Raw genomic sequence first — 20501 nt, forward strand, 5'->3', positions numbered from 1 at the left:
CAGCCGCCAGGCGCCTCTTCGATGACCCCACCGCGGCCTTTTCTCGACATTCGCAAGCTGAGCACACGGGGCCGGCCGCCGGTCGACCTGCAGGCGCAGCGGGGCGAGTGCATCTGCATCATGGGCCAGTCCGGCTCGGGCAAGAGCGTGCTGCTGCGGCTGGTGGCCGACCTCGATCCCGGCGAAGGCACGGTCCTGCTCGACGGGGTGGACCGCAACAGCGGCTCCGGTCCCGCGTGGCGCCGGCGGGTGGTGTACCAGGCGGCGGAACCCGCGTGGTGGGGCGGGACGGTCGCCGAACATTTCCCCGACGGCATGCGCGAGTCGCTCGCCGGCTGGCTCGGCGAGGTCGGGCTGCCGGGCGACATTCTCGACGCCGACATCGCGCGCCTGTCCACCGGCGAACGCCAGCGGCTGGCGCTGCTCCGGTCGCTCGCCCGCAAGCCCCTGGTGCTGCTGCTGGACGAACCCACCGCCTCGCTCGACCCCGCCACGACGCTGGCGGTAGAGGCCTTGCTGTCGCGCCGGCTCGCGCAGGGCCTGGCGATCCTGATGGTCACGCATTCGGCAGAGCAGGCACGGCGCATCGGGCACCGCCGCTTCGACATGGCTGACGGCCGGTTGCGTTGCGCATGAACACGATCCATCTCCACGCCACCGACCTGATGCTCGCCACCTTGCTGGTGTTGCTGAACGCGGGCGCGTCGCTGCTGCTTCACCTGCGGCTGCACCGGCAGGTGCTGTGGGCCGCTGCACGCATGGTGGTGCAACTGCTGCTGGTGGGCCTGGTGCTGCGCTTCGTCTTTGCCGCGGCCTCGCCGGCCGCGACGCTCACCCTCGTGATCCTGATGATCCTGGCGGCCGCACGCGAGGTTGCGGTGCGGCCCTCGCAGCGGCTGCAGGGCGGTCGCAACTTCGCCATCGGCGCGGCGGCGGTGGGCGTCTCCAGCGTGGCGACCGTGGTGCTGGCGCTGATGACGGCCATACAGCCGCACCCCTGGTACGACCCGCGCTACGCCATTCCGCTGATGGGCATCGTGCTGGGCAGCGTGCTCAATTCCGCCAGCCTCGGCCTCGACAGCTTCTTCGAAGGCGTGACCACGGGGCGGGCGCGCATCGAGGCCCAGCTGGCGCTGGGCGCGACCATTCACGAGGCGTTGGCGGAACTGATCCGCTCGTCGATCCGTCGCGGGATGATCCCGATCGTCAACCAGATGTCGGCCGCCGGCATCATCACCTTGCCGGGCATCATGACCGGCCAACTGCTGGCCGGCATGGACCCGATCGAGGCCGCCAAGTATCAGATCCTGTTGCTGTTCCTGCTGACCGGTGCGGGCGGCCTGGCCGCCGCGGGCGCGGTCTACATGGCCGCGCGGTTGATGACAGACGATCGCCAGCGTCTGCGCTCGGACCGGCTGCTCTGAGCCTGGGTCAGGCCTGCGCCCATTCCCGGCTCAGCTCTTCGTGCCCTTTTGCCGTGATGCAGGACACCACGGCAGATTGGTAGTCGCGAAAGCGCCCGCACAGGTCCAGCGGCGGATAGATCTCCGCCTCGACCAGCCCCAGCGCCTTCAGCACCGCGATGTATTTGATGGCGGCCGGCTCCTCGACCCGAATGGGAAACGGGGCGTTTTCGATCTCCAACAGGTATTCGATAGGCATATCGTTCGCATCTGGCCCTCGTTGGTTCTGTCTGGTTCTGTCGAAAACCATCGAGTCTGAAGGGCGGCGCGAACGTGCGCAATGGCCGCGATGCGGCGTGGGAGACGTCCTTGGGGGTATGTCTCTAGTTGCGCATGCGGCTCACACGTTGGCCAGCAGGCCGCCGTCCACCCGAATGACGGAGCCGGTCACGTAAGACGCGTTGCGGCTGGCCAGGAAGGCCACCACGTCGGCGTACTCCTGGGGGTCGCCGTAGCGCCCGACCGGAATGCTGGCAGTACTTTCGTTCGTCACGTCTTCCACCCGGCGGTTCTCGCGCTTGGCTTTCTGCGCGTCGAGGAACTGAATGCGGCCCGTGGCCACCCGCCCCGGGAGCACCACGTTGCAGGTGATGCCGTCCTTGCCGACCTCGCGCGCCAGCGTTTTCGACCAGCCCAGCAGCGTCATGCGCAGCGCGTTCGACAGCCCCAGGTTGGCAATGGGCGCCACCACGCCCGACGAAGTGCTGGTGACGATGCGCCCGAACCTGCGCTCGCGCATGCCGGGCAGCACCCGGTCGGTGATGGCAATGACCGACATCACCATGCTCTGGAAGTGCTGGCTCCACAGCGCGCTGCCCTGGCCCGATATGGGCGTGGGCGGCGGGCCGCCGGTGTTGTTGACCAGCACGTCCACCGGGCCGAGTTCGCTTTCGATGCGTGCGATGTTCGCGTCGATCACCGACAGGTCGCCCAGGTCCCAGGCCAGGGCGACAGCCTGGCCGCCGGCCTTCGTGATCTGTTCGGCCACGTTGCTCGCCGCAGCGAGGTCGATGTCGGCCAGCGCCACGCGCGCGCCCTCGCGAGCCAGCGTGCGCGCAATGGCGCCGCCCAGGCCGCCGCCGGCGCCCAGCACCAGCGCGGTTCGTCCCGAGAGTCCGAGGTCCATGGATGTGTGTCCTTGTCGTTGTGAATGCGCAGAGAGAAAGGAACCCGGCGCGCGCTCAGATCAGCTTGCCCGGATTCATGATCTGGTTCGGGTCCAGCGACTGCTTGATGCGCATCATCAGGTCGAACTCGACCTCCGACTTGTAGTGCCGCAGCTCGTCGCGGCGCAACTGGCCCACGCCGTGCTCTGCGCTGATGCTGCCGTTGGCGGCCGCCACGATGTCGTGCACGACGCGGTTCAGCCGCGCCGTGGTGGCGGCCAGTTCCTCGGGCGGCGTATCCGCCGACAGCAGCACGTTGTAGTGCAGGTTGCCGTCGCCCAGGTGCCCGAAATTGACGATGCGCACGCCCGGCAGCGCCGCTTGCAGGGCCGCGCCGGCCTCGTGCGCGAATGCGGCAATGGCCGAGATGGGCAGTGCGATGTCGTGCTTCACGGCCTTGCCCGCGCGCATCTGCGCCTGCGAGATGCCTTCGCGGATCTTCCAGAAGGCCTGGGTTTGCGCGCCGCTCACGCTCACCGCGACGTCGTCGATCAGTTCCTCCTCCAGCGCCTGGCCCAGGCTGCTTTCCAGCAGTTCGGCCAGGCCCTCGCCCTGCGTGTCGGCCAGCTCGATGAGCGCATGGAACGCATGGGCCGAACCCAGGGGAGGGCGCACGTCCGCCACGTGCTGCAGGATGAGCGCGAGCGATTCGGCCGAGAGCATCTCGAATGCCACCAGCCGTTCGCCGCAGGCGGCGCGCAGTTGCGCGAGCAGTCGCACCAGCGCGCCGATGTCTTTCGTGCCCACCCAGGCGGTGGCGCGCGCCACGGGACGCGGGTGCAGCTTGAGCACCGCGGCGGTGATCACGCCGAGCGTGCCTTCGGAGCCGATGAACAGGTCGCGCAGGTCGTAGCCGGTGTTGTCCTTGCGCAGCGCGCGCATGCCGTTCCAGACGCGCCCGTCGGGCAATACCACCTCCAGGCCCAGTGCCAGGTCGCGCGCATTGCCGTAGCGCAGCACGGCGATGCCGCCGGCGTTGGTGGCCAGGTTGCCGCCGATCGTGCAGCTGCCTTCGGAGCCCAGGCTCAGCGGAAAGAAGCGGTCCACCTCCTGCGCGGCCGCCTGGATGTGCGCCAGCAGCACGCCGGCTTCGGCCGTGAGCGTGTTGTTGAGCGGATCGACCGCGCGGATCGCGTTCATGCGCACGGTGCTCAGCACCACCTGCGCGCCGCTGCCGTCGGGGGTGGCGCCGCCGCTCATGCCGGTGTTGCCGCCCTGCGTGACCACGGGGGTGTGGGTTTCGTGGCAGATGCGCATGACCTCGGCGGTCTGCGCGGTGTCGGCCGGGCGCACCACGATGCTGCTGCGGCCGGTCCATTTCCTGAGCCAGTCGGTCTCGTAGGGAGCCTTGGCTTCTTCGTTGCTGACCAGCCCGGCGTCGCCGACGGCGGCGTGCAGGCGCTTGAGGAGTTCGGGGTGCATGTTGCTCATGGTGGCGATGGGAGTCGAGGTGGGGCTTCGGCGTGTTACCAGCCCAGCTGGATGCGCCCGAGGGCCATGGAGACGGCCGCCTGCGTGGGCTCCACCACCGGCAGGCCGGTGGCTTCCTGCAGCGGCGCGCGAAAGGTGGCCATGCCGGCGCAGCCCATCACGAGCACGTCGGCGCCGTGCGCGTCGCGCAGGCGCCTGCCCGCATCGACCATGGCCGCCAGCGTGGCGGGTTGGTCCGTCAGCTGCGACACGGTGCGCCCGATGGCGGCCTCGCCCGCCACGCGCTGCGCGATGCCCATGGCGCCCCAGGTGCGCCAGTGGCGCCCGATGGAGCCCTGCAGGATGGCGATGACGCCGAAGCGCTGCCCCAGCGTGAGCGCGGTGAGCGCGGCGCATTCGCTGATGCCGAAGGCGGGCGCGCCCTTCATTTCGCGCAGCATCTGCAGGCCGGGGTCGCTGAAGCAGGCGGTGACGAAGCCGGCCGCGTCGCTCTGGTGTTCCTGCGCGAAGCGGTGCACCGACAGCGCGGCGCAGTCCACGTCGTACTGCGTCTGCACGCCGCTCGGTCCGTCGGCCAGGGTCACGCATTCGATGCGCGGGCCTTCGGGCCGGCGCAGCGGCGCCATGGCGGCGTCGATGCCGGCGGTGACGGCATGGCTGCTGTTGGGGTTGATGACGTAGAGCGTCTTCTGCATGGCGGCCTCGCGAACCTTGATGTCGGGGTAGGGACCCGGCGGGGGAGGCGCCGAGGGCTCGCAGTTTAGGAGCGCAAGGGGGCTTAGGCACGTGCCAATTCATGCGTCATCATTAACACCTTGTTATTTCATCTCCGACCATGTCATTCAATCTGAGGCAGATCGAGGTCTTTCGGGCCGTCATGATCACCGGCTCCATCCGGGGGGCTTCGCAGTTGCTGTTCGTGTCGCAGCCCGCGGTGAGCCGCCTGCTGTCGCACACCGAGGCGCGCGTGGGTTTTCCGCTGTTCGAGCGCATCCGGGGCCGGCTGTTCGCCACGCCCGAGGCCAAGAAGCTGTTCCACGAGGTCGAGCAGGTGTATGCCGGCGTCAAGCGCGTGAACGAACTCGCGCGCGAACTCAGTGAGCACCAGGAAGGCATCCTGAACCTGGTGGCCAGTCCGAGCGTGGGACAGATGGTCATCCCGATGGCCATGGCCGAGTACCGGCACAACAACCCCCAGGTGAAGCTCACCTTCCACTACATGGGCCAGGCGCCGTTGATGGAGCGGCTGCTCAACCGGCAGGCCGACCTGGCGCTGTCCATCCTCCCCGTGAACCACCCGAACCTGGAGATGGAAGAAATCGGCAGCGGCCGGCTGGTGTGCATCTGCCCCTACAACCATCCGCTGGCCCGGCGCGCCACGCTGTCGGTGGCCGACCTGCTGGCGTTTCCGTTCATCTCGTACGACCGGGCCTCGCCGTTCGGCGCCATGGTCGGCGCGCTGTTCGAAGGCAGCGGCGAGACCGTGCGCGCCGCCATCGAGGCCGGCTCGCCCCAGAACGCCTGCGCGCTGGTGCAGGCCGGCGCAGGCATTGCGCTGGTCGACGAGTTCTCCGCGCGCAGTTGGGCGGCCAGCAAGTTCGTGGTGCGCCCGGTGCTGAACGCGCCGGTGCTCAAGGCCACGCTGGTGCGGCTGCGCACCGAACCCATGTCGCAGCTGGCGCAGTCCTTCGTCGAGGTGCTCAGGGGCGTGATGCAGCGCGAGGGCTTTCGGGTTTCCACCCCAAAGACTTAACAGCATGTTAAGCATGGCACCCAAACTGTCACGCGACAGGGGGTGGCGGCGTCGGAATAATTGCCGCAACAAAACGCCGATCCGACGCGCATTCCATGCCCTCCGCCGCCCTCCGTACCGCCCGCATCTCGCACTTGCCTGGGGCTGAGCCGCGAGCGTTTCGGCGGCGCCCGCCGTACGCACGGCGTCACGGTGCATGCCGTGCGGGCGCTTCGGCCTGCCGCACGAGTTCGGCGACGCCTGCGCCTTCCTGTGCAGCGCGCAGGCCGGCTTCATCACGGGACAGAACCTGCTGCTCGACGGCGGTTCGTGCCCGGGCACCTTCCAGCCATGACCGACACCACTCCCATGACCGCGACCCAGGACCGGCCCTTCGATCTCACGATTCGCAACGGCCGCATCAGCAATGCGGACGGAACCTTCCACGCCGACATCGGCATCACGGGCGGCGTGATCGTGCAGCTCGCGCCGAACCTGCCGCCCGGCACGCGCGACGTTGACGCCACGGGCCGCTGGGTGCTGCCCGGCGGCATCGACAGCCACTGCCACATCGAGCAGCTCTCGGGCATGGGCGTGATGTGCGCGGACGACTTCTACTCGGGCACCGTGTCGGCCGCGTTCGGCGGCACCACCACCATCCTGTCGTTCGCGGCGCAGCACCGCGCCGACAGCATTCCCGAGGTGGTGGCGGCCTACGGCAGGCTGGCGCGCGAGAAGGCGGTGATCGACTACGGCTTCCACCTGATCCTGACCAACCCCGACGAAACCGCGCTGCGCGAGCACCTGCCGAAAGTGATTCGCGACGGCATCACCTCGCTGAAGGTCTACATGACCTACGACAAGCTCAAGCTCGACGACTACCAGTTGCTGGAAGTGATGTCGGTGGCGGGCGAGGAAGGCGCACTGGTGATGATGCATGCCGAGAACCACGACATGATCCGCTGGATCGCGCACCGCCTGCTCGAGCGCGGCCACGTGGCGCCGAAGTTCCATGCCGTGGCGCACGACGCGCTGGCCGAGTCGGAGGCCACGAACCGGGCCATCGCGCTCGCACGGCTGGCCGACGTGCCGGTGCTCATCGTCCACGTGGCGGGCCGCGAGACGGTGGACGTGATCCGCAATGCGCGCCGCCTGGGCGCGGCCGTGTACGCCGAAAGCTGCCCGCAGTACCTGTTTTTGGAAGCCGGCGACAGCGACAGGCCCGGCATGGAAGGCGCCAAGTTCTGCTGCAGCCCGCCGCCGCGCGACGCCGATTCGCAAGAGGCGGTGTGGGCCGGGTTGAAGGACGGCACGCTGGGCGTGTATTCGTCCGACCACGCGCCGTACCGCTTCGACGCCTCGGGCAAGCTGCCCAAGGGCGACGCCACCACCTTCAAGGAAATGGCCAACGGCGTGCCGGGCATCGAGCTGCGCCTGCCGCTGCTGTTCTCCGAAGGCGTGATGAAGGGCCGCTTGAGCATCGAGGAGTTCGTGGCGCTCACCGCCACCAACCATGCCCGCATGTACGGCCTGGCGCCGCGCAAGGGTGTCATTGCCGTTGGCGCCGACGCCGACGTGGTGCTGTGGAACCCCGAACGCACCGTCGAGGTGAGCGCCGCGATGCTGCACGACAACGTGGGCTACACGCCCTACGAGGGCCGCGTGCTGCGGGGCTGGCCCGAGCAGGTATTCAGCCGCGGGCGCTGCGTGGTGCGCGACAACGCCCTGCAGGTCGAACGCGGCACGGGCGAGTACATCGCGCGCGGGCGGCCCGACCCGCTCGCCGGCCGGCCCGCCGCGTCCCTGGAGCGTGGCCGGTTCAGCGAACTGGTCGGCCTGGCGCGCGCCGCCGATGCGAATTGATTTTCTTCCGTGGGCCGCGCACCGCCGGCCGTCTTTCGATTGATCCCCCCAGGAGTTGAACCATGAAGTCCCCGTCCTTTTCTTCGTGCCTTCGCGCCGTGCCCTTCGCGCTGCTGTGCTGCTTCGGCGCCACGGCGGCCCTGGCCCAGGCGCCGCTGCGCACCGCGGTCGACGCCACCTTCGCGCCGCATGCCATGGCCAAGCTGGGCGGCGGCATACAGGGGTTCAACGTCGACCTCGGCGAGGAACTGGCCAAGCGGATGGGCCGCAAGATCGAGATCGAGGGCGCCGAGTTCTCGGGCCTGGTGCCGGGCCTGAACAGCCGCCGCTACGACTTCCTGATCGCACCCGTCACCGTGACGCCCGAGCGCGCCAAGTCGCTTCTGTTCACCGAGGGCTACCTGGACACCGACTACACCTTTCTGGGCGCCAAGTCGGCCCCTGCCATCGCGAAGCTCGAAGACCTCAAGGGCAAGACCGTGGCGGTGAACAAGGGCTCCAACTACGAAGGCTGGGCGCGCGAGAACGCCGAGAAGTACGGCTTCAAGTTCGACGTGTACGGCGCCAACGCCGACGCGGTGCAGGCCGTGCAGTCGGGCCGTGCCGACTACAACCTGGCCGGCACCACCGTGGTGGCCTGGGCCGCCAAGCAGAACCCCAGCCTGAAGACGAGCTACACCATCAAGACCGGACTGGTGTGGGCGCTGCCGTTTCGCATCGACGACAAGGCCGGGCGCGACGCAGCGTCGAATGCGCTCAAGTGCATGAAGAAGGACGGCACCGTCGCCAAGCTGGCGGTGAAGTGGTTCGGCTTCCAGCCGGGCGCCGACGACGCGGCCGTGAAGATCGCCCCGGGTACCGGCGTCCCCGGCACCGAGGGCTACGACCCGACCCCCTTCACGCCCAAGTGCGCCTGATGCCGATCCTGGAGATTTCCGGGCTGCGCAAGTCCTACGGCGACACCGAGGTGCTGCGCGGCGTCGACCTGCACGTGAACGCCGGCGAACTGGTCTGCGTGATCGGGCCTTCGGGCTCGGGCAAGAGCACCGTTCTGCGCTGCTGCAACCTGCTGGAAACGCCGAGCGGCGGGCGCATCTATGCCAACGGGCATGACGTGACCTCGGCCACGGTGGACATCAACCGCCTGCGCCAGGACATCGGCATGGTGTTCCAGCAGTTCAACCTGTATCCGCACCTGAGCGCCTTGGACAACGTGGCGCTGGCGTTGCGCAAGGTGCAGCGCCGTTCCGCCGCCGAGGCGCAGGCGCTGGCGCAGGCCGCGCTCGAGCAGGTGGGCCTGGGGGGCAAGGCCAGGTCCTTTCCTTCGGAGCTGTCGGGCGGCCAGCAGCAGCGCGTGGGCATCGCGCGCGCGGTGGCGCTCAAGCCGCATGTGATTCTTTTCGACGAGCCCACCAGCGCGCTCGACCCCGAGCTGGTGGAAGACGTGCTCCACGTGATGCGCGACCTGCGCCAGCGCGGCATGACCATGCTGGTGGTGACGCACGAGATGGCCTTCGCCCATGCGGCCGCCGACCGGGTGGTGTTCATGGACGGCGGCGTGGTGGTCGAGCAGGGCAGCGCGGCCGACGTGTTCGAGCGCCCGCGCGAAGCGCGCACGCGGAGCTTTCTGGCGCGCTATGGAAGCCGGCGGTCATGACGGGCGGCGACAGCGGCTTTCTCTTCACCTTCTTCAACCTTGCGGTTGCGAAGCAGTACTGGCCCAACATCGCGGCCGGCATGCTGGTGACGGTGGGTGTGGGCATGGCGGTGGTCGTCACGGGCACGGTGCTCGGGCTGTGGCTGGCGGTGGCGCGTGCGCTCGGACGCCGCGCGCTGGCGCTGCCCATCGTCGCCTTCGCGGACATCATGCGCTCGCTGCCGCCGCTGGTGGTGCTCATCGTTTTGTACTTCGGGCTGCCCGCGCTCGGCCTGCCGCTGTCGGCCTTCGCCGTGACCTGGCTGTCGCTGTCGCTGGTGCTGGCCGCGTACGCGGAAGAAAGCATCTGGGCCGGCATTTCGGCGGTGCCCCGGGGGCAGCTCGAGGCCGCGCGCTCCACCGGCATGCGGTGGTGGCAGGCGATGCGCTGGGTGGTGCTGCCGCAGGCCTTGCGCCGTGCGGTGCCGCCGCTGACCAACCGCGTGATCTCGATCACCAAGAACACCGCGCTCGGCTCGGTGGTGGCGCTCAACGAGATCCTGAACAACGCGCAGGGCGCGAGCAGCTACGCGGGCAACCCCACGCCCTTGATGATGGCCGCGCTCGCGTACCTGGTGGTGTTCCTGCCTCTGGTCGTGTTCTCGCGGTGGCTCGAACAGCACTGGCAGCGGAGGTAGGAACGCCATGGAAAGTCTGATCCAGAACTTCTTCAACCTCGAGGTCTACGCGGCGGTGTTTCCCTACCTGCTGCGCGGGCTGTGGACGACGGTGTGGCTCTCCGCGCTGGTCATTCCGCTGGGCGCCGCCGCGGGGCTGGCGCTGGCGCTCGGCCTCACGCAGTCGGGCAGCCGCGCATTGCGCTGGGGCATCGTGGGCTGCATCGATTTCTTTCGCGCGTTTCCGCCGTTGGTGCTGCTCATCCTGATCTATTTCGGCGGCCCGTTCCTGGGCCTCGAACTCGGCAAGGTGGCCGCGGTGGCCCTGGCCTTCGTGCTCAACAACGCAAGCTACTACGCCGAGGTGTTCCGCGCCGGGCTGGAGGGCGTGGCGAAAGGCCAGATGGAGGCCGCGCGCTCCACCGGCCTCACGCGGGCGCAGGCCCTTCGCCATGTGGTGGTTCCGCAGGCCGTGAAGAACGTGCTGCCCGACCTGGTGGGCAACAGCATCGAGATCGTGAAGCTCACCAGCATCGCGAGCGTTGTGGCCCTGCCCGAGTTGCTGCGCGCCGCGCGCGATGCGCAGTCGCTGGTGTTCAACCCGTCGCCAGTGATGCTGGCCGCTTTCATGTACCTGGCGCTGCTGTGGCCGCTCACGCGCTGGCTCGGCCGCCTCGAGCACCGCCGTGCGCGCCGCTGAGCCGGCAGCGGCCAGCCCCCCCAGACAACACTCTTCATCCAAAGGATTTCCCGTGACCTCCACCAAGATCAACAAGCTGAGCGAGACGTCGAAGGGCGTCTACATCATTGCAGCGACACCGTTCACCGACAGCGGCGAGCTCGACCTGGAAAGCACCGACAGCCTGACCGACTTCTACCTGGAGAAGGGCGTCACCGGCTTCACCATCCTCGGCATGATGGGCGAGGCGCCCAAGCTCACCGAGGCCGAGACGCTGAGCGTGATGGAGCGCGTGCTCAAGCGCGTCGGCGCGCGCGCGCCGGTGGTGGTGGGCGTGAGCCATGCATCGAACCGGCACGTGGAGCGCCTGTCGAAGACCGCCATGGACCAGGGCGCGGCCGGCATCATGCTGGCGCCGGTGGCCAACCTGAAGACCGACGAGCAGGTCTACAACTACTACGCCACGGTGGCCAGGCTGCTGGGACCCGAGGTTCCGATCTGCCTGCAGGACTTTCCGCAGTCGACCGGTGTGCACATGTCGGTGTCGGTGATTCACCAGCTGATCGACGATTTCCCGCAGGTGGTCATGCTCAAGCACGAAGACTTTCCGGGCATGCGCAAGCTCAGCGAAGTGCGTGAGCAGAGCGTGGCCGCGGGCCGCCGACGCATCAGCGTGCTGGTGGGCAACGGCGGGCTCTTCCTGCCGCAGGAAATGCTGCGCGGCGCGGACGGCGCGATGACTGGCTTTGCCTACCCCGAGATGCTGGTGCAGGTGTGCAGGCTGTTCGACGAAGGGCGCAGCGAGGAGGCGGAAGACCTGTTCAACGTGTACCTGCCGCTGTTGCGCCACGAGTTCCAGTACGGCATTGGCTTGGCGCTGCGCAAGGAGACGCTCAAGCGCCGCGGCGCCATTCGCTCGGCGTTCGTGCGGCGGCCCGGGCCGGTGCTGAACGGCACGGACATGGCAGAACTCGGGCGCTTGATTCAGCGCCAGGAGGCGCGGCTGGCCGCGTTGGCCTGAGGCATCCCGAGCAGGCGCGACCCACGAAGGGCCCACGCCTGAAAAGGCCATCGCCGTCCTGAGCTGGTCATTATGGCTATTTTTGCCATAATGGCGTCAAAGGAGCATCCCATGGCCGCCGTCCTCCCCAGCCTCAACGAACTGCCGCGTCAAAACGCCTCCCACGTCAAGAACCGCTGGGGCGACGTGGTGCGCCAGGTGCAGGAGTCCGGCAGCGTGGCCGTCACCAACCATTCGACGGTGGAGATGGTGCTGCTGACCGCGGCCACCTACAACCAGCTGGTGGAAGACGCCCAGGCGCTCAAGGCGCGCGAGCAGTCGGTGCTCGACGAACTTGGCCGCCGCTTCGACGCGCGGCTCGGCGTGCTGCAGCAGCCGGGCGCGGCGCAGCAGGTGGGCAGCCTGTTCGCGGCCAAGGGAAAGCTGGGGCGCCGCCCCAAGGCGGGTGACACCTTCTGATGGCAGCGGCCGAGCGCCCGTTCATCCTGGTGCTGGCCGGCGTCAATGGCGCGGGCAAGAGTTCGGTGGGCGGGGCATTGCTTGCCGAGCACGGGCTGAGCTGGTTCAACCCCGACACCTGTGCCCGCGACCTCATGGCGCAGCTGGGGCTGACGCCCGAAGACGCGAACGCCCGCGCATGGAACCTCGGGCGCGACAGGCTCGAGGCCGCGATCGCGCAACGCACCAATTACGCCTTCGAGACCACCCTGGGCGCGAACACGATTCCCGCCATGCTCACCGCCGCCGCGTCGACCCACGACGTGGTCATGATCTTCTGCGGGCTCGCGTCGCCGGAGCAGCACCTGGCCCGTGTGCGCGCAAGGGTGGCGCACGGCGGCCACGACATTCCCGAGCACAAGATCCGCGAGCGCTGGGTGGCGTCTCGCGCCAACCTGATCCAGCTGATGCCGGCGCTGGCGCGGCTGCAGGTGTTCGACAACAGTGCCGAAGCGCTGCCCGGCGGCGAGATCGGAGACCCCGTGCTGGTGCTGGAGATGAGCCAGGGGCAGATCGATTTCCCCCAAGCCGATGACGCTGTGGCGCTGGCGGCAACGCCGGGATGGGCCAGGCCCATCGTCCAGGCCGCCTTCGAATTGCAAGGCTGACGCGCACAACAGGCCGTACTTGCGGCCGTCGAGCGGTCAGATGCGCTGCGTTCGAAGCCTTGGTGCTGCGCCGTTCGACATCTGGCGCAACCACTCGAGCTGGCTTTTCTCCTGCGCGTCACGCAGGCTCTTCGCGGCGCGGGCCGCGGCGTAGCCGGCGAACAGGGCCTCGATGGCCCGGTGCCAGGCCTGCATCGCCGGGGCCGGCTCCAGGGACTGGGCTTGGGTTACCGATGGCTCGGCAGGCGCATCCGGCACCACGAAGCCGTTCTTGCGCAGGATGATGGCTTTCTGGATGGATGTAAGCATGAAGAAGGCATTGCGATCTTCGTGCCAGCTTTGTCCAGACCCTACCTTCGCGGGTCTTAGCTGCAGGAAAGCTTCATGGCCTCGATGCGGCCGCCGAAGCCCAGCTTGCGCACCAAGCCGCCTTCGCGGCTGTTCGGCGCAAAGCTCACGGTGCGGTCCTTGAACATGGCGTGCTCGTACACCTCGAGGGTGGCGCGCGGCCCAACGCTCACGCTGTCGATGTCGCGCTTGAGCTGCCTGGCGGTTCCCTTGTCCATGCTCTGCACCTGAGCCGGTCCGACCAGCGTGACGAAGTCGCCCTGGAAGTCGCGCTTCGAATAGAACTGGGCCCAGCATCCCGAGGCCAGGGCCGGATCCTGGATGCGCACGGGCACCAGCAGGATGGTCGGGTCGGGTTGGTTGTCGATCCCCGATGCGGTGCTCGCAGTGGGCGCATTGCTGGCGCATGCACCGAGTGCGAGTGCGCCGGCGATCAGGAGGGTGCGGGAAACGAGGGAACTGGAGACGGAAAATTTCATGGGTCTGTGCCGGGGGCAAGCTTGCGGTTTCGAAGCACCCAACCGTAACGACGCTTGGCGCCGCGGGCGTAGGAGGGAGCCCCAAAGGGCCGTGGCCGCCGCCCGCGACGCCCTCAGATGACATCCGCGGGGCCGACCACCACGCGGCTGTACTTGCCCATTGCTTCGGGGTCGATGCCGAGCCATCTGGCAACCTGCTCGACCGGCGTGCCGCGGCGCAACTGGCGCAGCGCAAAGGTGTGCCGCAACCGGAACGATCCGCCATCGGCGGCTTCCACGCCTGCTTCTTCCAGCACGGCCCTGGCCGCCTTGTAGTGCGCCTCCTTGCTCCAGGGCTTGCCGCTGAGCGTCGATGGGAGCAGGTTGTCGCCGAGGATGCGCGCCTCGGCGCGGACTTCGAGCCAGTGCTGCAGCAACTCGCCGGCCCAGGGCGCGATGGGTGTCTCGCGCGGGGGCAGGTTGCCGTTGCCCGGCACCGAGACTTTCCAGGGCCTGCCGCGCACACGTCCGCCCGCGGACACCGGCGCAAACATCGTCAATGCGCGCACGTCCCCCGGGGCGAGCCCGCCACCCAGCTGCAATGCCACCGCGGTGCGGTTGCGAAGCTGCTGCCAGCTGAAGGCGCGATGGGCGTCGCGTCGCGGTCCTGAAAGACCGGGCCGCGGCCGCGCCTCGGAAAGGAAGGTGATCAGCCGTCGCGCCTCGGGCACCGAGAGAAAGTCGGGCAGGGGGTCGGACTGCGCCGCTTCGGCGTAGCGGATGTCCGGATGCGCCGCGAGCCAGTCTGACGCCGCGGTGTTGGGCGGCTCACCGGTTTCAGCCGCGTGGTGGCGCAGCACGCGGTCGATGAGCCGCAGCAGCCGCAGTGCGTGGCGCGGCGAGAGCGACTGGTCGGCGGCCTTCATGCCATAGCGCGCGGCCTGGAACGCCTCGAGATCGCGCACGTCGAGCGTGTCGAGGTCGACGGCTGGCGACTGGCCCAGGCACCACGCGACAAAACTGCCCCACATGTCGCGATAGACCGCAATCGATCCCGTTTGCCGCAGCGAACCCGCCGCGCGCTGATCCGCCAGCCAGCGGTCGAAGGCCAGGCGATGGGTTTCGTCGGAGTGCGGGGCGAAGAGCGGAAGGGTGTTCATGGAAATACACTAACGGCCAAAGTTTTCACTGCAAACCTGTGATTTCTGGCTTACCAAGATCGGAACGCCGGCCGTTAGTGTATTTGGTGTGTCCGGCATTTCCCATAGGCCTGACAGCAATCGCTCGCTCGACGGCTTCGACATCCAGCGGCCTGACCCACCTCGGCTCAGGTCTGCTCCAACGGCAGCGCTACGCTGAAGCGGACAGGCCCGTCGTGCCCGGCACTTTCCAACTGCGCATGGCCGCCATGCAGTTGCGCAATCCGGTGCACCAGATACAACCCAAGCCCGGCTCCGGGCGAGCGCGCGGCCTTGCGCCCGCGAAAGTACTTTTCAAACACGCGCGCGACTTCATCGGACGGAATCGCTTCGCCGGGGTTGTTCACGCCGATGCGCAACACGTCGAGCGAGTGCGACACCACGTCCAGTTCAATCGCGCGACCAGCCGGCGTGTGCCGGTCCGCATTGGCCAGCAGGTTGCGCAACGCCACGCGCAGCAGCCCCGGGTCGCAGACCAGGCGGGGAGGGAGTTCGCCCGCCTGCAATGCGACCCGCCCGTCCGGCCAGTCGGCCGCCAGGTCCTCGAACAGCTGCATCAGCTCTTCCCGATCGCAGGGACGCGGCTGGAAGTGCGCATGGCCGGTCTCCATGCGGTCGGCGGTCAGGTACTCGTCGACGAGCACGGCCATGCGTTGCACCGCCGCGCGCAGGTTCATGCAGCGCGACAAGGTCTTCTCGCGCGCCGCATCGAGATTCCTGGCGATCTGCTGCGCCGTCGTGCTGATGATCGCCAGCGGCGTGCGGAACTCGTGCGAGACCATCGCCACGAAATCCAGTTGCGACTGCTTCGCGCGGCGCTCGGTCTCCAGCGCGGCGCGCAAGTCGAGCTCGAGCCGCTCGCGCTGCTCTATCTCCTTGCGAAGGTCGGCCGTGCGCCGACGCACCTCTTCTTCGAGCAGGTCGTTCTGCCTGCCGATGACCTGCACCACGCGCGCTTGCGCAGCTTCCTTGTCGCGGCGCAGCTGGTCGTAGCGCCGGCTCAGCCGCATGCTCATCAGCAGCATGTGGAGGAGGGTGCCCAGGGCCGCGGCGTTCTGGGTCCAGACATTGGCCGGCAGCCAGCCCATGTTGCGCACGAAGGTCACCAGCACACCCGTGTAGTAGATGCCGAAGATGAGCAGGAACGCCCGCGCCTGGCCCTCGTCGCGCGGCAGTAGCCACAGCGCAGCGCCGATCAGGCACACGATGCTCAGCATCGCCGCCGACTGCATCGCGAGCATGGCCGGCCCGTTGTGGCCGGCCAGGACCAGGGCCGCGGCCGCGGCGCACAGCAGGGTCACCGCATGCAGCGCGGCGCGGGAAGGGCGCGGCCACCGCGCGTCCACGTTCAGTTGCATGAAGGAAAAGCGCAGGCCGATCGCCAAGGCGGTGCACATGGACAGGCTCAGCACGGTGTCGGACAGCCACACCGGCATCTCGAGCAGTTGCTGCGCGAGTCCCGCGCTCAGCAGCTCGACCAGCAGCGCGTTGGACACGTACAGCAGGTACCAGGCGCTCAGGCGGTCGCGGGTCATCTGCCAGAACAGCGAGTGAAAGGCGATCAGCAGCAGGCCGAACCCGAAGCCGAGTCCATAGCAGAGGTACTCGCGCCGCGCCGCGCGGCCGTAGGTCTCGGGGGTCGCGAAGCCGATGGTGGTCGACATCGCGTTCTTGGTCTGCAGGCGCAGCAGCAGCGGCGTCGGCGACGGGCTGTCGAGCATCAGCGGCAACTGCACGTTGCGCGCGTCCACGGGCCATTGCCCGCGTCCGGTGTTTTCGCCAGCGTGCTGTACCTGCTGCCATTGCCCGGCTGCGGCCTGCCGGTACAGCCGCACATCGTCGAGCAGCGCATTGCCGAACTCGACCAGCCACCGGTCGGACGCGGCGGCAGGCCGTTGCACGTCGAGGCGGATCCAGAGAGTGTCGGTGGTGAAGCCCGCGTTCACGGCGCCGGGCAGCACTTGCCAGCCGGTGGCGGCCGCCGCTGCGTCGGCGTCGAGCTGGCCTGCGGGGTCGCGAAGCATCGACAGATGGCCGTGGCTGTCGACGCTCGCGCGCGGGTCCAGCAGCAGCGGCGAGGCGAGGGCCGCGTTCGGCGAGATGATGCCCGACACGGCGATGAAGCCACACACGCACAGACACCAGACAAGCCATTTCATCGGCGCGGATTATCTACGGCGCCCGCCTAGAATCCGCGCCTTTCGCTGCTTCACGACGTGCACCCGCCATCCTTGTTCCACGCTCAGAAATGCTCAGGTCCACCTCGCTCGCTGTCGCTAACCTCCCCGCATGCGTGATGTGATCCTGCTGGAAGACGAAGCTGTGCTTCGCGAGGAGTTGAGCGAGTTTCTTGTCGGCAACGGTTATCGCGTCGATGCCGAAGGCTCGCTCGAAGGCTTCAGGCGTCGCTACGACCCGCGACGCCACGGCATCGCGCTGGTGGACCTGGGCCTGCCCGACGGCGACGGCCTGACCCTCATCCGCGAGCTGCGCGAACGCGGCGAGCGCCTGGGCATCGTCGTGCTGACCGCGCGGGGCGGGGCCCGCGACCGCGTCGCGGGACTGGACATCGGCGCCGACTACTACCTCCCCAAGACCGCCGACCTCGACGAACTCGCGGCCACCCTGGCGGCACTGTCACGCCGCCTGGGGGACGAAGCCGCCACGCTCCCGGCCGACACGTGGGTGCTCGAGCTGGGGGCCCGCCGACTGTCGGCGCCGGGCTTCCCACCCATCGCACTGTCGCAACAGGATCTCACTGTGCTGCACGAACTGATGCGCGGTGCGGGTGACATCGCCAGCCGCCAGCAGATCGTGACGGCGCTGGGCGAGCACTTCTTGAGCTACGACCAGCGCCGCCTCGACACGCAGATTCGCCGCCTGCGGCGCAAGGTCAGCGAGGCCACCGGGCTGACCCTGCCTCTGAACACCGCGCGCAATGCCGGCTACTGCTTTCACGCCACGGCGTTGGTCCGGCCCTGATGCAGGTGCTGCGCAGATGCCGCGCTCAGAAACGCTCAGTTTCGACCGCAACGTACGCCTTAACCTGCCGATCAGGCATGCGGCCGCACGACAGGTGGACACGCACGGTCAGGAGCAATCTCCTTGAGGCTTGAAAAAGAGATGCATTTCATAGGCGCGGCGCGCGCGCTCCCCAAGACGCCGGGTCTCGTGGAGCAAGCCATGAGGCAACGGGACATCGACCTGGAACTGGCCATCGCGGCGCTGCGCGACGCCACCGACGATGCGTCCGCCGCCGTGCATTCCGTGATGCACCAGGTGCGCCGCAAGGCGACGCTCAAAACACGCAGGCGCAAGGAGCCCGGGGCTCGCACTGGCGCGAGCGCGGCCCGTCCCCTCACCGTGGCGCAGCAGCTTCATCAGATTGCCTACCAGCTTCGCTTGCTGGAATCGTCCGTCCTTCGTCCACCGGTGCGCTAGCGCTGCGCCTTTCTTGTCGCCGCCGTTTCAACGAGGCGTGCGCTGCGCCGGATCGTAGAAAAAAGTCTCGGCCACCAGCCGCTCGCCCTCCCAGCGCTGCCAGGCCACTTCTTCCATGTGGGTGGCCGTGCCGTCGGGCCATTCGAAATCGAACACCCAGCGGATGGCGACATGGTCGCCTTGAATGAGCGCGGGCCGCACGCAGCGCGACGCCATCGAGCGGGCTTTGGCGTGGATCGCGTGCTCGCGCGCAATGGCCGTGTCGCGCCCGACGCGCGGCGCCGACTGGTTTTCGCTCACCGCGGCGTCGGGGGCATAGAACGCCTCGACGGCCTGCGCATGGGCGTTGGCTTCGACGAGTGCGATGAAGCGTTCGAGCGTCTCAGGTGTGGGCATGGCGGGTCTTTCTGGAAAAAGGGGAGGGGTGCCACTCTGCTTCTTCGTACCAGAAACGTCGATGACCTGCACGTCATGGCCGCTTGCGAGGGCTGCCCTATGCTGCGCCCATGCACAACGACGCCATGAGTCCGGCTTTCCAGTTGGGTCAGCGCCTGCGCGGCTGGCGCGAGCGGCGCGCTCTGAGCCAGATGGCACTGGCGCTGCAGGCCGACGTGTCGACGCGGCACCTGAGCTTCGTGGAAACGGGCCGCGCCCAACCCGGACGCGACCTGATCCTGCGGCTTGCCGAAGAGCTCGAGATTCCGCTGCGGGAACGCAACATGCTGCTGGCCGCAGCCGGGTTCGCGGCCGTGTTCGAGCATCGGCCTTTCGACGATGCGTCGTTCGATTCGGTGCGCGCCATCATCGACGTCACGCTGGAGCGGCACCGGCCGTTTCCGGCCTTCGTCATCGACCGGCACTGGAACGTGGTGCGCGCCAACGGCGGCGTGCCGGCGCTCTACGAAGGCATCGACGCCTCGCTGCTGGAAGCACCGACCAACGTGGTCCGCCTGATGCTGCATCCGCTGGGCATGGCGCCGCGCGTGCAGCACCTGGCCGCGTGGCGCTCGCACTTCATCGTGCAGATACGCCGCCAGTTCGACCTGACGGGCGACCCGGGGCTGGGGTCGCTGCTGCGCGAGGCCCTGGCCTGGCCGGGCGGCATGGCGCCGGTCGACGAATCGACCGGCGGGCCCGCCATGACGCTGGACATCGACACACGCCTCGGCCGGCTGTCGTTCATCAGCGCCATCACGGTGTTCGGCAGCCCGGTGGACGTGACCTTGCAGGAGATTGCGCTGGAGGTGATGCATCCGGCGAATGCGTTCACGGACACGGCGGTGCGGGAGGCCGAGGCGGCGCGTGCGGCGCGTGCGGCGCGCCGCGCGGCACGCACGTAAGCCAATGCGACGGCCGTTCGGGGCGCTTTTTCATCGGCTATCCTGAAGACTCAATTTGTTTTGAGCCTGGAAAGAACCGATGGAAGAAGTGAAGATTCTGCAAATCATGCCCGCCGACGGATGGGTCGCTGTCTACGACGGCGGCGACGATGGTGAGATGGAAGAAGCCCTGGCCTGTTTTGCACTGGTGTCGGTCGACTACAAGAACGGCGACGGCGCGCAGACCGAAGTCCGCGGCATGGCGCCTGACGGCAAGGCCATGGCCTTCGTGGAAGACACCGAGAACTTCCTGACGGTTCGCCGTGCCGAAGAAGCGGAAGAAGACGAGGACGAGGAAGAGAGCGAAGACTGAGGGGCGGGGCTGACCATCGCTTGGACGGAGCGGAGGCGCAGCGCGTCCAGCTCCGTCAAAGGCTCGAACCCTCCTGCGCCCGCTCAAGGGCGTTTGCGCGTGCGTATGCAGCCATGACCCCCCTTGCTTGGCGCACCAGGAGGGACCACCACTGGCCATCGGTCTGATCGAACCCAAAGCCCTCAGGTGTCCACAGCTTGCCGCTGTGCATGTGCCATCCTGGCCAGCCGGGCTGCTCAAACAGATTGAGGATCCGCAGCAGCTTGTAGGCCGCGTACGGCACCGCGGTTTTTGCCTAAAAACCAAGCATAGACGGTCCGCTCGGTGACCTGAAGAGTTCGGGCCACGTCAGGCACCTTTAAACCGGTATCGAGGCATAGGACTTTGAAGCGGGCCGCAATAGCGGCTCGCTGGCTGGTGTTCTTTTTGGCCGGTCGACCATCGGGTCCTTTTGAACACAATGAATGTTATGTTAATTTAAACTCGTTCTTGCGGCGGCATCCTCTTCAATTCCTGCGGCAGATGTGGTTCTAGGAATTTCTTTGACGCCAAGGAGTGAGGCTTAGGAGAGCGCAGACCTCGCTGCTTG

Annotated in this window: 25 protein-coding genes and 1 pseudogene; 16 read left to right on the forward strand and 10 right to left on the reverse strand. The window is 68.0% G+C overall.

Features of this window, described 5'->3' with window-relative positions; translation table 11 throughout:
* Nucleotides 1-21: 21 nt before the first annotated feature.
* Together ACSFBM_RS31205 and ACSFBM_RS31210 are read left to right on the forward strand one after the other, a co-directional pair.
* On the forward strand, nucleotides 22-636 hold the full coding sequence (locus ACSFBM_RS31205; RefSeq protein ID WP_435487855.1) for an ABC transporter ATP-binding protein: 615 nt from the start codon (nucleotides 22-24) through the stop codon (nucleotides 634-636).
* A complete protein-coding gene (locus ACSFBM_RS31210; protein ID WP_435487856.1) occupies nucleotides 633-1424 on the forward strand; it encodes an ABC transporter permease in 792 nt (263 codons plus the stop codon). The genes ACSFBM_RS31205 and ACSFBM_RS31210 overlap by 4 nt, the downstream gene beginning before the upstream one ends.
* Nucleotides 1425-1431: 7 nt before the next feature.
* On the opposite strand, the gene ACSFBM_RS31215 is transcribed toward ACSFBM_RS31210, so the two are convergent.
* The 4 genes from ACSFBM_RS31215 to ACSFBM_RS31230 all read right to left on the reverse strand — a co-directional run bounded on the left by ACSFBM_RS31215 (nucleotide 1432) and on the right by ACSFBM_RS31230 (nucleotide 4755).
* Nucleotides 1432-1662 carry a hypothetical protein gene (locus ACSFBM_RS31215; protein ID WP_435487857.1) on the reverse strand — a complete coding sequence of 77 codons (231 nt, stop codon included), beginning with the start codon at nucleotides 1660-1662 and terminating at the stop codon, nucleotides 1432-1434.
* 141 nt (nucleotides 1663-1803) lie between these two features.
* Complete coding sequence (locus ACSFBM_RS31220; protein WP_435487858.1) at nucleotides 1804-2589, reverse strand: SDR family oxidoreductase; 786 nt, start codon at nucleotides 2587-2589, stop codon at nucleotides 1804-1806.
* Nucleotides 2590-2644: 55 nt separating this feature from the next.
* Nucleotides 2645-4060 carry an FAD-binding oxidoreductase gene (locus tag ACSFBM_RS31225; RefSeq protein ID WP_435487859.1) on the reverse strand — a complete coding sequence of 472 codons (1416 nt, stop codon included), beginning with the start codon at nucleotides 4058-4060 and terminating at the stop codon, nucleotides 2645-2647.
* Nucleotides 4061-4095: 35 nt separating this feature from the next.
* On the reverse strand, nucleotides 4096-4755 hold the full coding sequence (locus ACSFBM_RS31230; protein WP_435487860.1) for an aspartate/glutamate racemase family protein: 660 nt from the start codon (nucleotides 4753-4755) through the stop codon (nucleotides 4096-4098).
* Nucleotides 4756-4895: 140 nt separating this feature from the next.
* On the opposite strand from ACSFBM_RS31230, the gene ACSFBM_RS31235 reads away from it, so the two are divergent.
* The 10 genes and pseudogenes from ACSFBM_RS31235 (at nucleotide 4896) to ACSFBM_RS31280 (ending at nucleotide 12774) form a co-directional block, all read left to right on the forward strand.
* A complete protein-coding gene (locus ACSFBM_RS31235; RefSeq protein WP_435487861.1) occupies nucleotides 4896-5813 on the forward strand; it encodes a LysR family transcriptional regulator in 918 nt (305 codons plus the stop codon).
* Between the two features lie 151 nt (nucleotides 5814-5964).
* A pseudogene (locus tag ACSFBM_RS31240) lies at nucleotides 5965-6147 on the forward strand (SDR family oxidoreductase); the annotation flags it as partial.
* Nucleotides 6144-7655 carry a dihydropyrimidinase gene (gene hydA, locus ACSFBM_RS31245; protein ID WP_435487862.1) on the forward strand — a complete coding sequence of 504 codons (1512 nt, stop codon included), beginning with the start codon at nucleotides 6144-6146 and terminating at the stop codon, nucleotides 7653-7655. The pseudogene ACSFBM_RS31240 and the gene hydA, both read left to right, overlap by 4 nt.
* Nucleotides 7656-7717: 62 nt before the next feature.
* A complete protein-coding gene (locus tag ACSFBM_RS31250; RefSeq protein WP_435487863.1) occupies nucleotides 7718-8572 on the forward strand; it encodes a transporter substrate-binding domain-containing protein in 855 nt (284 codons plus the stop codon).
* Nucleotides 8572-9312: an amino acid ABC transporter ATP-binding protein gene (locus ACSFBM_RS31255; RefSeq protein ID WP_435487864.1), complete on the forward strand. Its 741-nt coding sequence runs from the start codon at nucleotides 8572-8574 to the stop codon at nucleotides 9310-9312. Before ACSFBM_RS31250 ends, ACSFBM_RS31255 begins: the two co-directional genes overlap by 1 nt.
* Nucleotides 9309-9989 (forward strand): amino acid ABC transporter permease, encoded by a 681-nt coding sequence (locus ACSFBM_RS31260; protein ID WP_435487865.1) that lies wholly within the window; start codon nucleotides 9309-9311, stop codon nucleotides 9987-9989. Before ACSFBM_RS31255 ends, ACSFBM_RS31260 begins: the two co-directional genes overlap by 4 nt.
* Nucleotides 9990-9996: 7 nt before the next feature.
* A complete protein-coding gene (locus ACSFBM_RS31265; RefSeq protein ID WP_435487866.1) occupies nucleotides 9997-10668 on the forward strand; it encodes an amino acid ABC transporter permease in 672 nt (223 codons plus the stop codon).
* A gap of 52 nt (nucleotides 10669-10720) precedes the next feature.
* A complete protein-coding gene (locus ACSFBM_RS31270; RefSeq protein ID WP_435487867.1) occupies nucleotides 10721-11668 on the forward strand; it encodes a dihydrodipicolinate synthase family protein in 948 nt (315 codons plus the stop codon).
* Between the two features lie 111 nt (nucleotides 11669-11779).
* On the forward strand, nucleotides 11780-12127 hold the full coding sequence (locus tag ACSFBM_RS31275; RefSeq protein WP_435442227.1) for a type II toxin-antitoxin system prevent-host-death family antitoxin: 348 nt from the start codon (nucleotides 11780-11782) through the stop codon (nucleotides 12125-12127).
* Nucleotides 12127-12774, forward strand: a complete 648-nt coding sequence (locus tag ACSFBM_RS31280) for an ATPase (protein ID WP_435487868.1) — start codon at nucleotides 12127-12129, stop codon at nucleotides 12772-12774. The genes ACSFBM_RS31275 and ACSFBM_RS31280 overlap by 1 nt, the downstream gene beginning before the upstream one ends.
* 36 nt (nucleotides 12775-12810) lie before the next feature.
* On the opposite strand, the gene ACSFBM_RS31285 is transcribed toward ACSFBM_RS31280, so the two are convergent.
* The 4 genes from ACSFBM_RS31285 to ACSFBM_RS31300 form a co-directional block, all read right to left on the reverse strand.
* Entirely contained in the window at nucleotides 12811-13083 is a 273-nt protein-coding gene (locus ACSFBM_RS31285) for a hypothetical protein (RefSeq protein WP_435439103.1), read from the reverse strand.
* Between the two features lie 56 nt (nucleotides 13084-13139).
* On the reverse strand, nucleotides 13140-13601 hold the full coding sequence (locus ACSFBM_RS31290) for a hypothetical protein (protein WP_435487869.1): 462 nt from the start codon (nucleotides 13599-13601) through the stop codon (nucleotides 13140-13142).
* Between the two features lie 113 nt (nucleotides 13602-13714).
* Nucleotides 13715-14740, reverse strand: coding sequence for a tyrosine-type recombinase/integrase (locus ACSFBM_RS31295; RefSeq protein ID WP_435487870.1), 1026 nt, complete (start codon nucleotides 14738-14740; stop codon nucleotides 13715-13717).
* 167 nt (nucleotides 14741-14907) lie between these two features.
* Complete coding sequence (locus tag ACSFBM_RS31300; protein WP_435487871.1) at nucleotides 14908-16938, reverse strand: sensor histidine kinase; 2031 nt, start codon at nucleotides 16936-16938, stop codon at nucleotides 14908-14910.
* A gap of 130 nt (nucleotides 16939-17068) precedes the next feature.
* Between ACSFBM_RS31300 and ACSFBM_RS31305 the strand changes: the two genes are divergently transcribed.
* Nucleotides 17069-17761: a response regulator transcription factor gene (locus ACSFBM_RS31305; RefSeq protein ID WP_435487872.1), complete on the forward strand. Its 693-nt coding sequence runs from the start codon at nucleotides 17069-17071 to the stop codon at nucleotides 17759-17761.
* Nucleotides 17762-17884: 123 nt separating this feature from the next.
* Nucleotides 17885-18220 (forward strand): hypothetical protein, encoded by a 336-nt coding sequence (locus tag ACSFBM_RS31310; RefSeq protein WP_435487873.1) that lies wholly within the window; start codon nucleotides 17885-17887, stop codon nucleotides 18218-18220.
* A 27-nt stretch (nucleotides 18221-18247) separates the two neighbouring features.
* Here ACSFBM_RS31310 and ACSFBM_RS31315 read toward each other — a convergent pair whose 3' ends face one another.
* The gene (locus tag ACSFBM_RS31315) at nucleotides 18248-18616 is read right to left on the reverse strand and encodes a nuclear transport factor 2-like protein (protein WP_435487874.1); all 369 of its coding nucleotides are present in this window, start codon (nucleotides 18614-18616) and stop codon (nucleotides 18248-18250) included.
* A 125-nt stretch (nucleotides 18617-18741) separates the two neighbouring features.
* Between ACSFBM_RS31315 and ACSFBM_RS31320 the strand changes: the two genes are divergently transcribed.
* A complete protein-coding gene (locus tag ACSFBM_RS31320; protein WP_435487875.1) occupies nucleotides 18742-19560 on the forward strand; it encodes a helix-turn-helix domain-containing protein in 819 nt (272 codons plus the stop codon).
* An 88-nt stretch (nucleotides 19561-19648) separates the two neighbouring features.
* On the forward strand, nucleotides 19649-19912 hold the full coding sequence (locus tag ACSFBM_RS31325; RefSeq protein ID WP_435487876.1) for a hypothetical protein: 264 nt from the start codon (nucleotides 19649-19651) through the stop codon (nucleotides 19910-19912).
* Nucleotides 19913-20148: 236 nt separating this feature from the next.
* Here the strand turns inward: ACSFBM_RS31325 and ACSFBM_RS31330 are convergent, their stop codons facing one another.
* The gene (locus ACSFBM_RS31330; protein ID WP_435487877.1) at nucleotides 20149-20373 is read right to left on the reverse strand and encodes a helix-turn-helix domain-containing protein; all 225 of its coding nucleotides are present in this window, start codon (nucleotides 20371-20373) and stop codon (nucleotides 20149-20151) included.
* Between the last annotated feature and the right edge of the window lie 128 nt (nucleotides 20374-20501).

The organism is Variovorax pasteuri (genome assembly GCF_051216435.1).
In the GTDB taxonomy this organism is placed as follows: domain Bacteria; phylum Pseudomonadota; class Gammaproteobacteria; order Burkholderiales; family Burkholderiaceae_C; genus Variovorax.

Bases quoted from the DNA above. Each gene is read 5' to 3' on its own strand.
- ACSFBM_RS31205 (WP_435487855.1), top strand. From the start codon at position 22: ATGACCCCACCGCGGCCTTTTCTCGACATTCGCAAGCTGAGCACACGG.
- ACSFBM_RS31210 (WP_435487856.1), top strand. From the start codon at position 633: ATGAACACGATCCATCTCCACGCCACCGACCTGATGCTCGCCACCTTG.
- ACSFBM_RS31215 (WP_435487857.1), bottom strand. From the start codon at position 1,662: ATGCCTATCGAATACCTGTTGGAGATCGAAAACGCCCCGTTTCCCATT.
- ACSFBM_RS31220 (WP_435487858.1), bottom strand. From the start codon at position 2,589: ATGGACCTCGGACTCTCGGGACGAACCGCGCTGGTGCTGGGCGCCGGC.
- ACSFBM_RS31225 (WP_435487859.1), bottom strand. From the start codon at position 4,060: ATGAGCAACATGCACCCCGAACTCCTCAAGCGCCTGCACGCCGCCGTC.
- ACSFBM_RS31230 (WP_435487860.1), bottom strand. From the start codon at position 4,755: ATGCAGAAGACGCTCTACGTCATCAACCCCAACAGCAGCCATGCCGTC.
- ACSFBM_RS31235 (WP_435487861.1), top strand. From the start codon at position 4,896: ATGTCATTCAATCTGAGGCAGATCGAGGTCTTTCGGGCCGTCATGATC.
- hydA (WP_435487862.1), top strand. From the start codon at position 6,144: ATGACCGACACCACTCCCATGACCGCGACCCAGGACCGGCCCTTCGAT.
- ACSFBM_RS31250 (WP_435487863.1), top strand. From the start codon at position 7,718: ATGAAGTCCCCGTCCTTTTCTTCGTGCCTTCGCGCCGTGCCCTTCGCG.
- ACSFBM_RS31255 (WP_435487864.1), top strand. From the start codon at position 8,572: ATGCCGATCCTGGAGATTTCCGGGCTGCGCAAGTCCTACGGCGACACC.
- ACSFBM_RS31260 (WP_435487865.1), top strand. From the start codon at position 9,309: ATGACGGGCGGCGACAGCGGCTTTCTCTTCACCTTCTTCAACCTTGCG.
- ACSFBM_RS31265 (WP_435487866.1), top strand. From the start codon at position 9,997: ATGGAAAGTCTGATCCAGAACTTCTTCAACCTCGAGGTCTACGCGGCG.
- ACSFBM_RS31275 (WP_435442227.1), top strand. From the start codon at position 11,780: ATGGCCGCCGTCCTCCCCAGCCTCAACGAACTGCCGCGTCAAAACGCC.
- ACSFBM_RS31280 (WP_435487868.1), top strand. From the start codon at position 12,127: ATGGCAGCGGCCGAGCGCCCGTTCATCCTGGTGCTGGCCGGCGTCAAT.
- ACSFBM_RS31285 (WP_435439103.1), bottom strand. From the start codon at position 13,083: ATGCTTACATCCATCCAGAAAGCCATCATCCTGCGCAAGAACGGCTTC.
- ACSFBM_RS31290 (WP_435487869.1), bottom strand. From the start codon at position 13,601: ATGAAATTTTCCGTCTCCAGTTCCCTCGTTTCCCGCACCCTCCTGATC.
- ACSFBM_RS31295 (WP_435487870.1), bottom strand. From the start codon at position 14,740: ATGAACACCCTTCCGCTCTTCGCCCCGCACTCCGACGAAACCCATCGC.
- ACSFBM_RS31300 (WP_435487871.1), bottom strand. From the start codon at position 16,938: ATGAAATGGCTTGTCTGGTGTCTGTGCGTGTGTGGCTTCATCGCCGTG.
- ACSFBM_RS31305 (WP_435487872.1), top strand. From the start codon at position 17,069: ATGCGTGATGTGATCCTGCTGGAAGACGAAGCTGTGCTTCGCGAGGAG.
- ACSFBM_RS31315 (WP_435487874.1), bottom strand. From the start codon at position 18,616: ATGCCCACACCTGAGACGCTCGAACGCTTCATCGCACTCGTCGAAGCC.
- ACSFBM_RS31320 (WP_435487875.1), top strand. From the start codon at position 18,742: ATGAGTCCGGCTTTCCAGTTGGGTCAGCGCCTGCGCGGCTGGCGCGAG.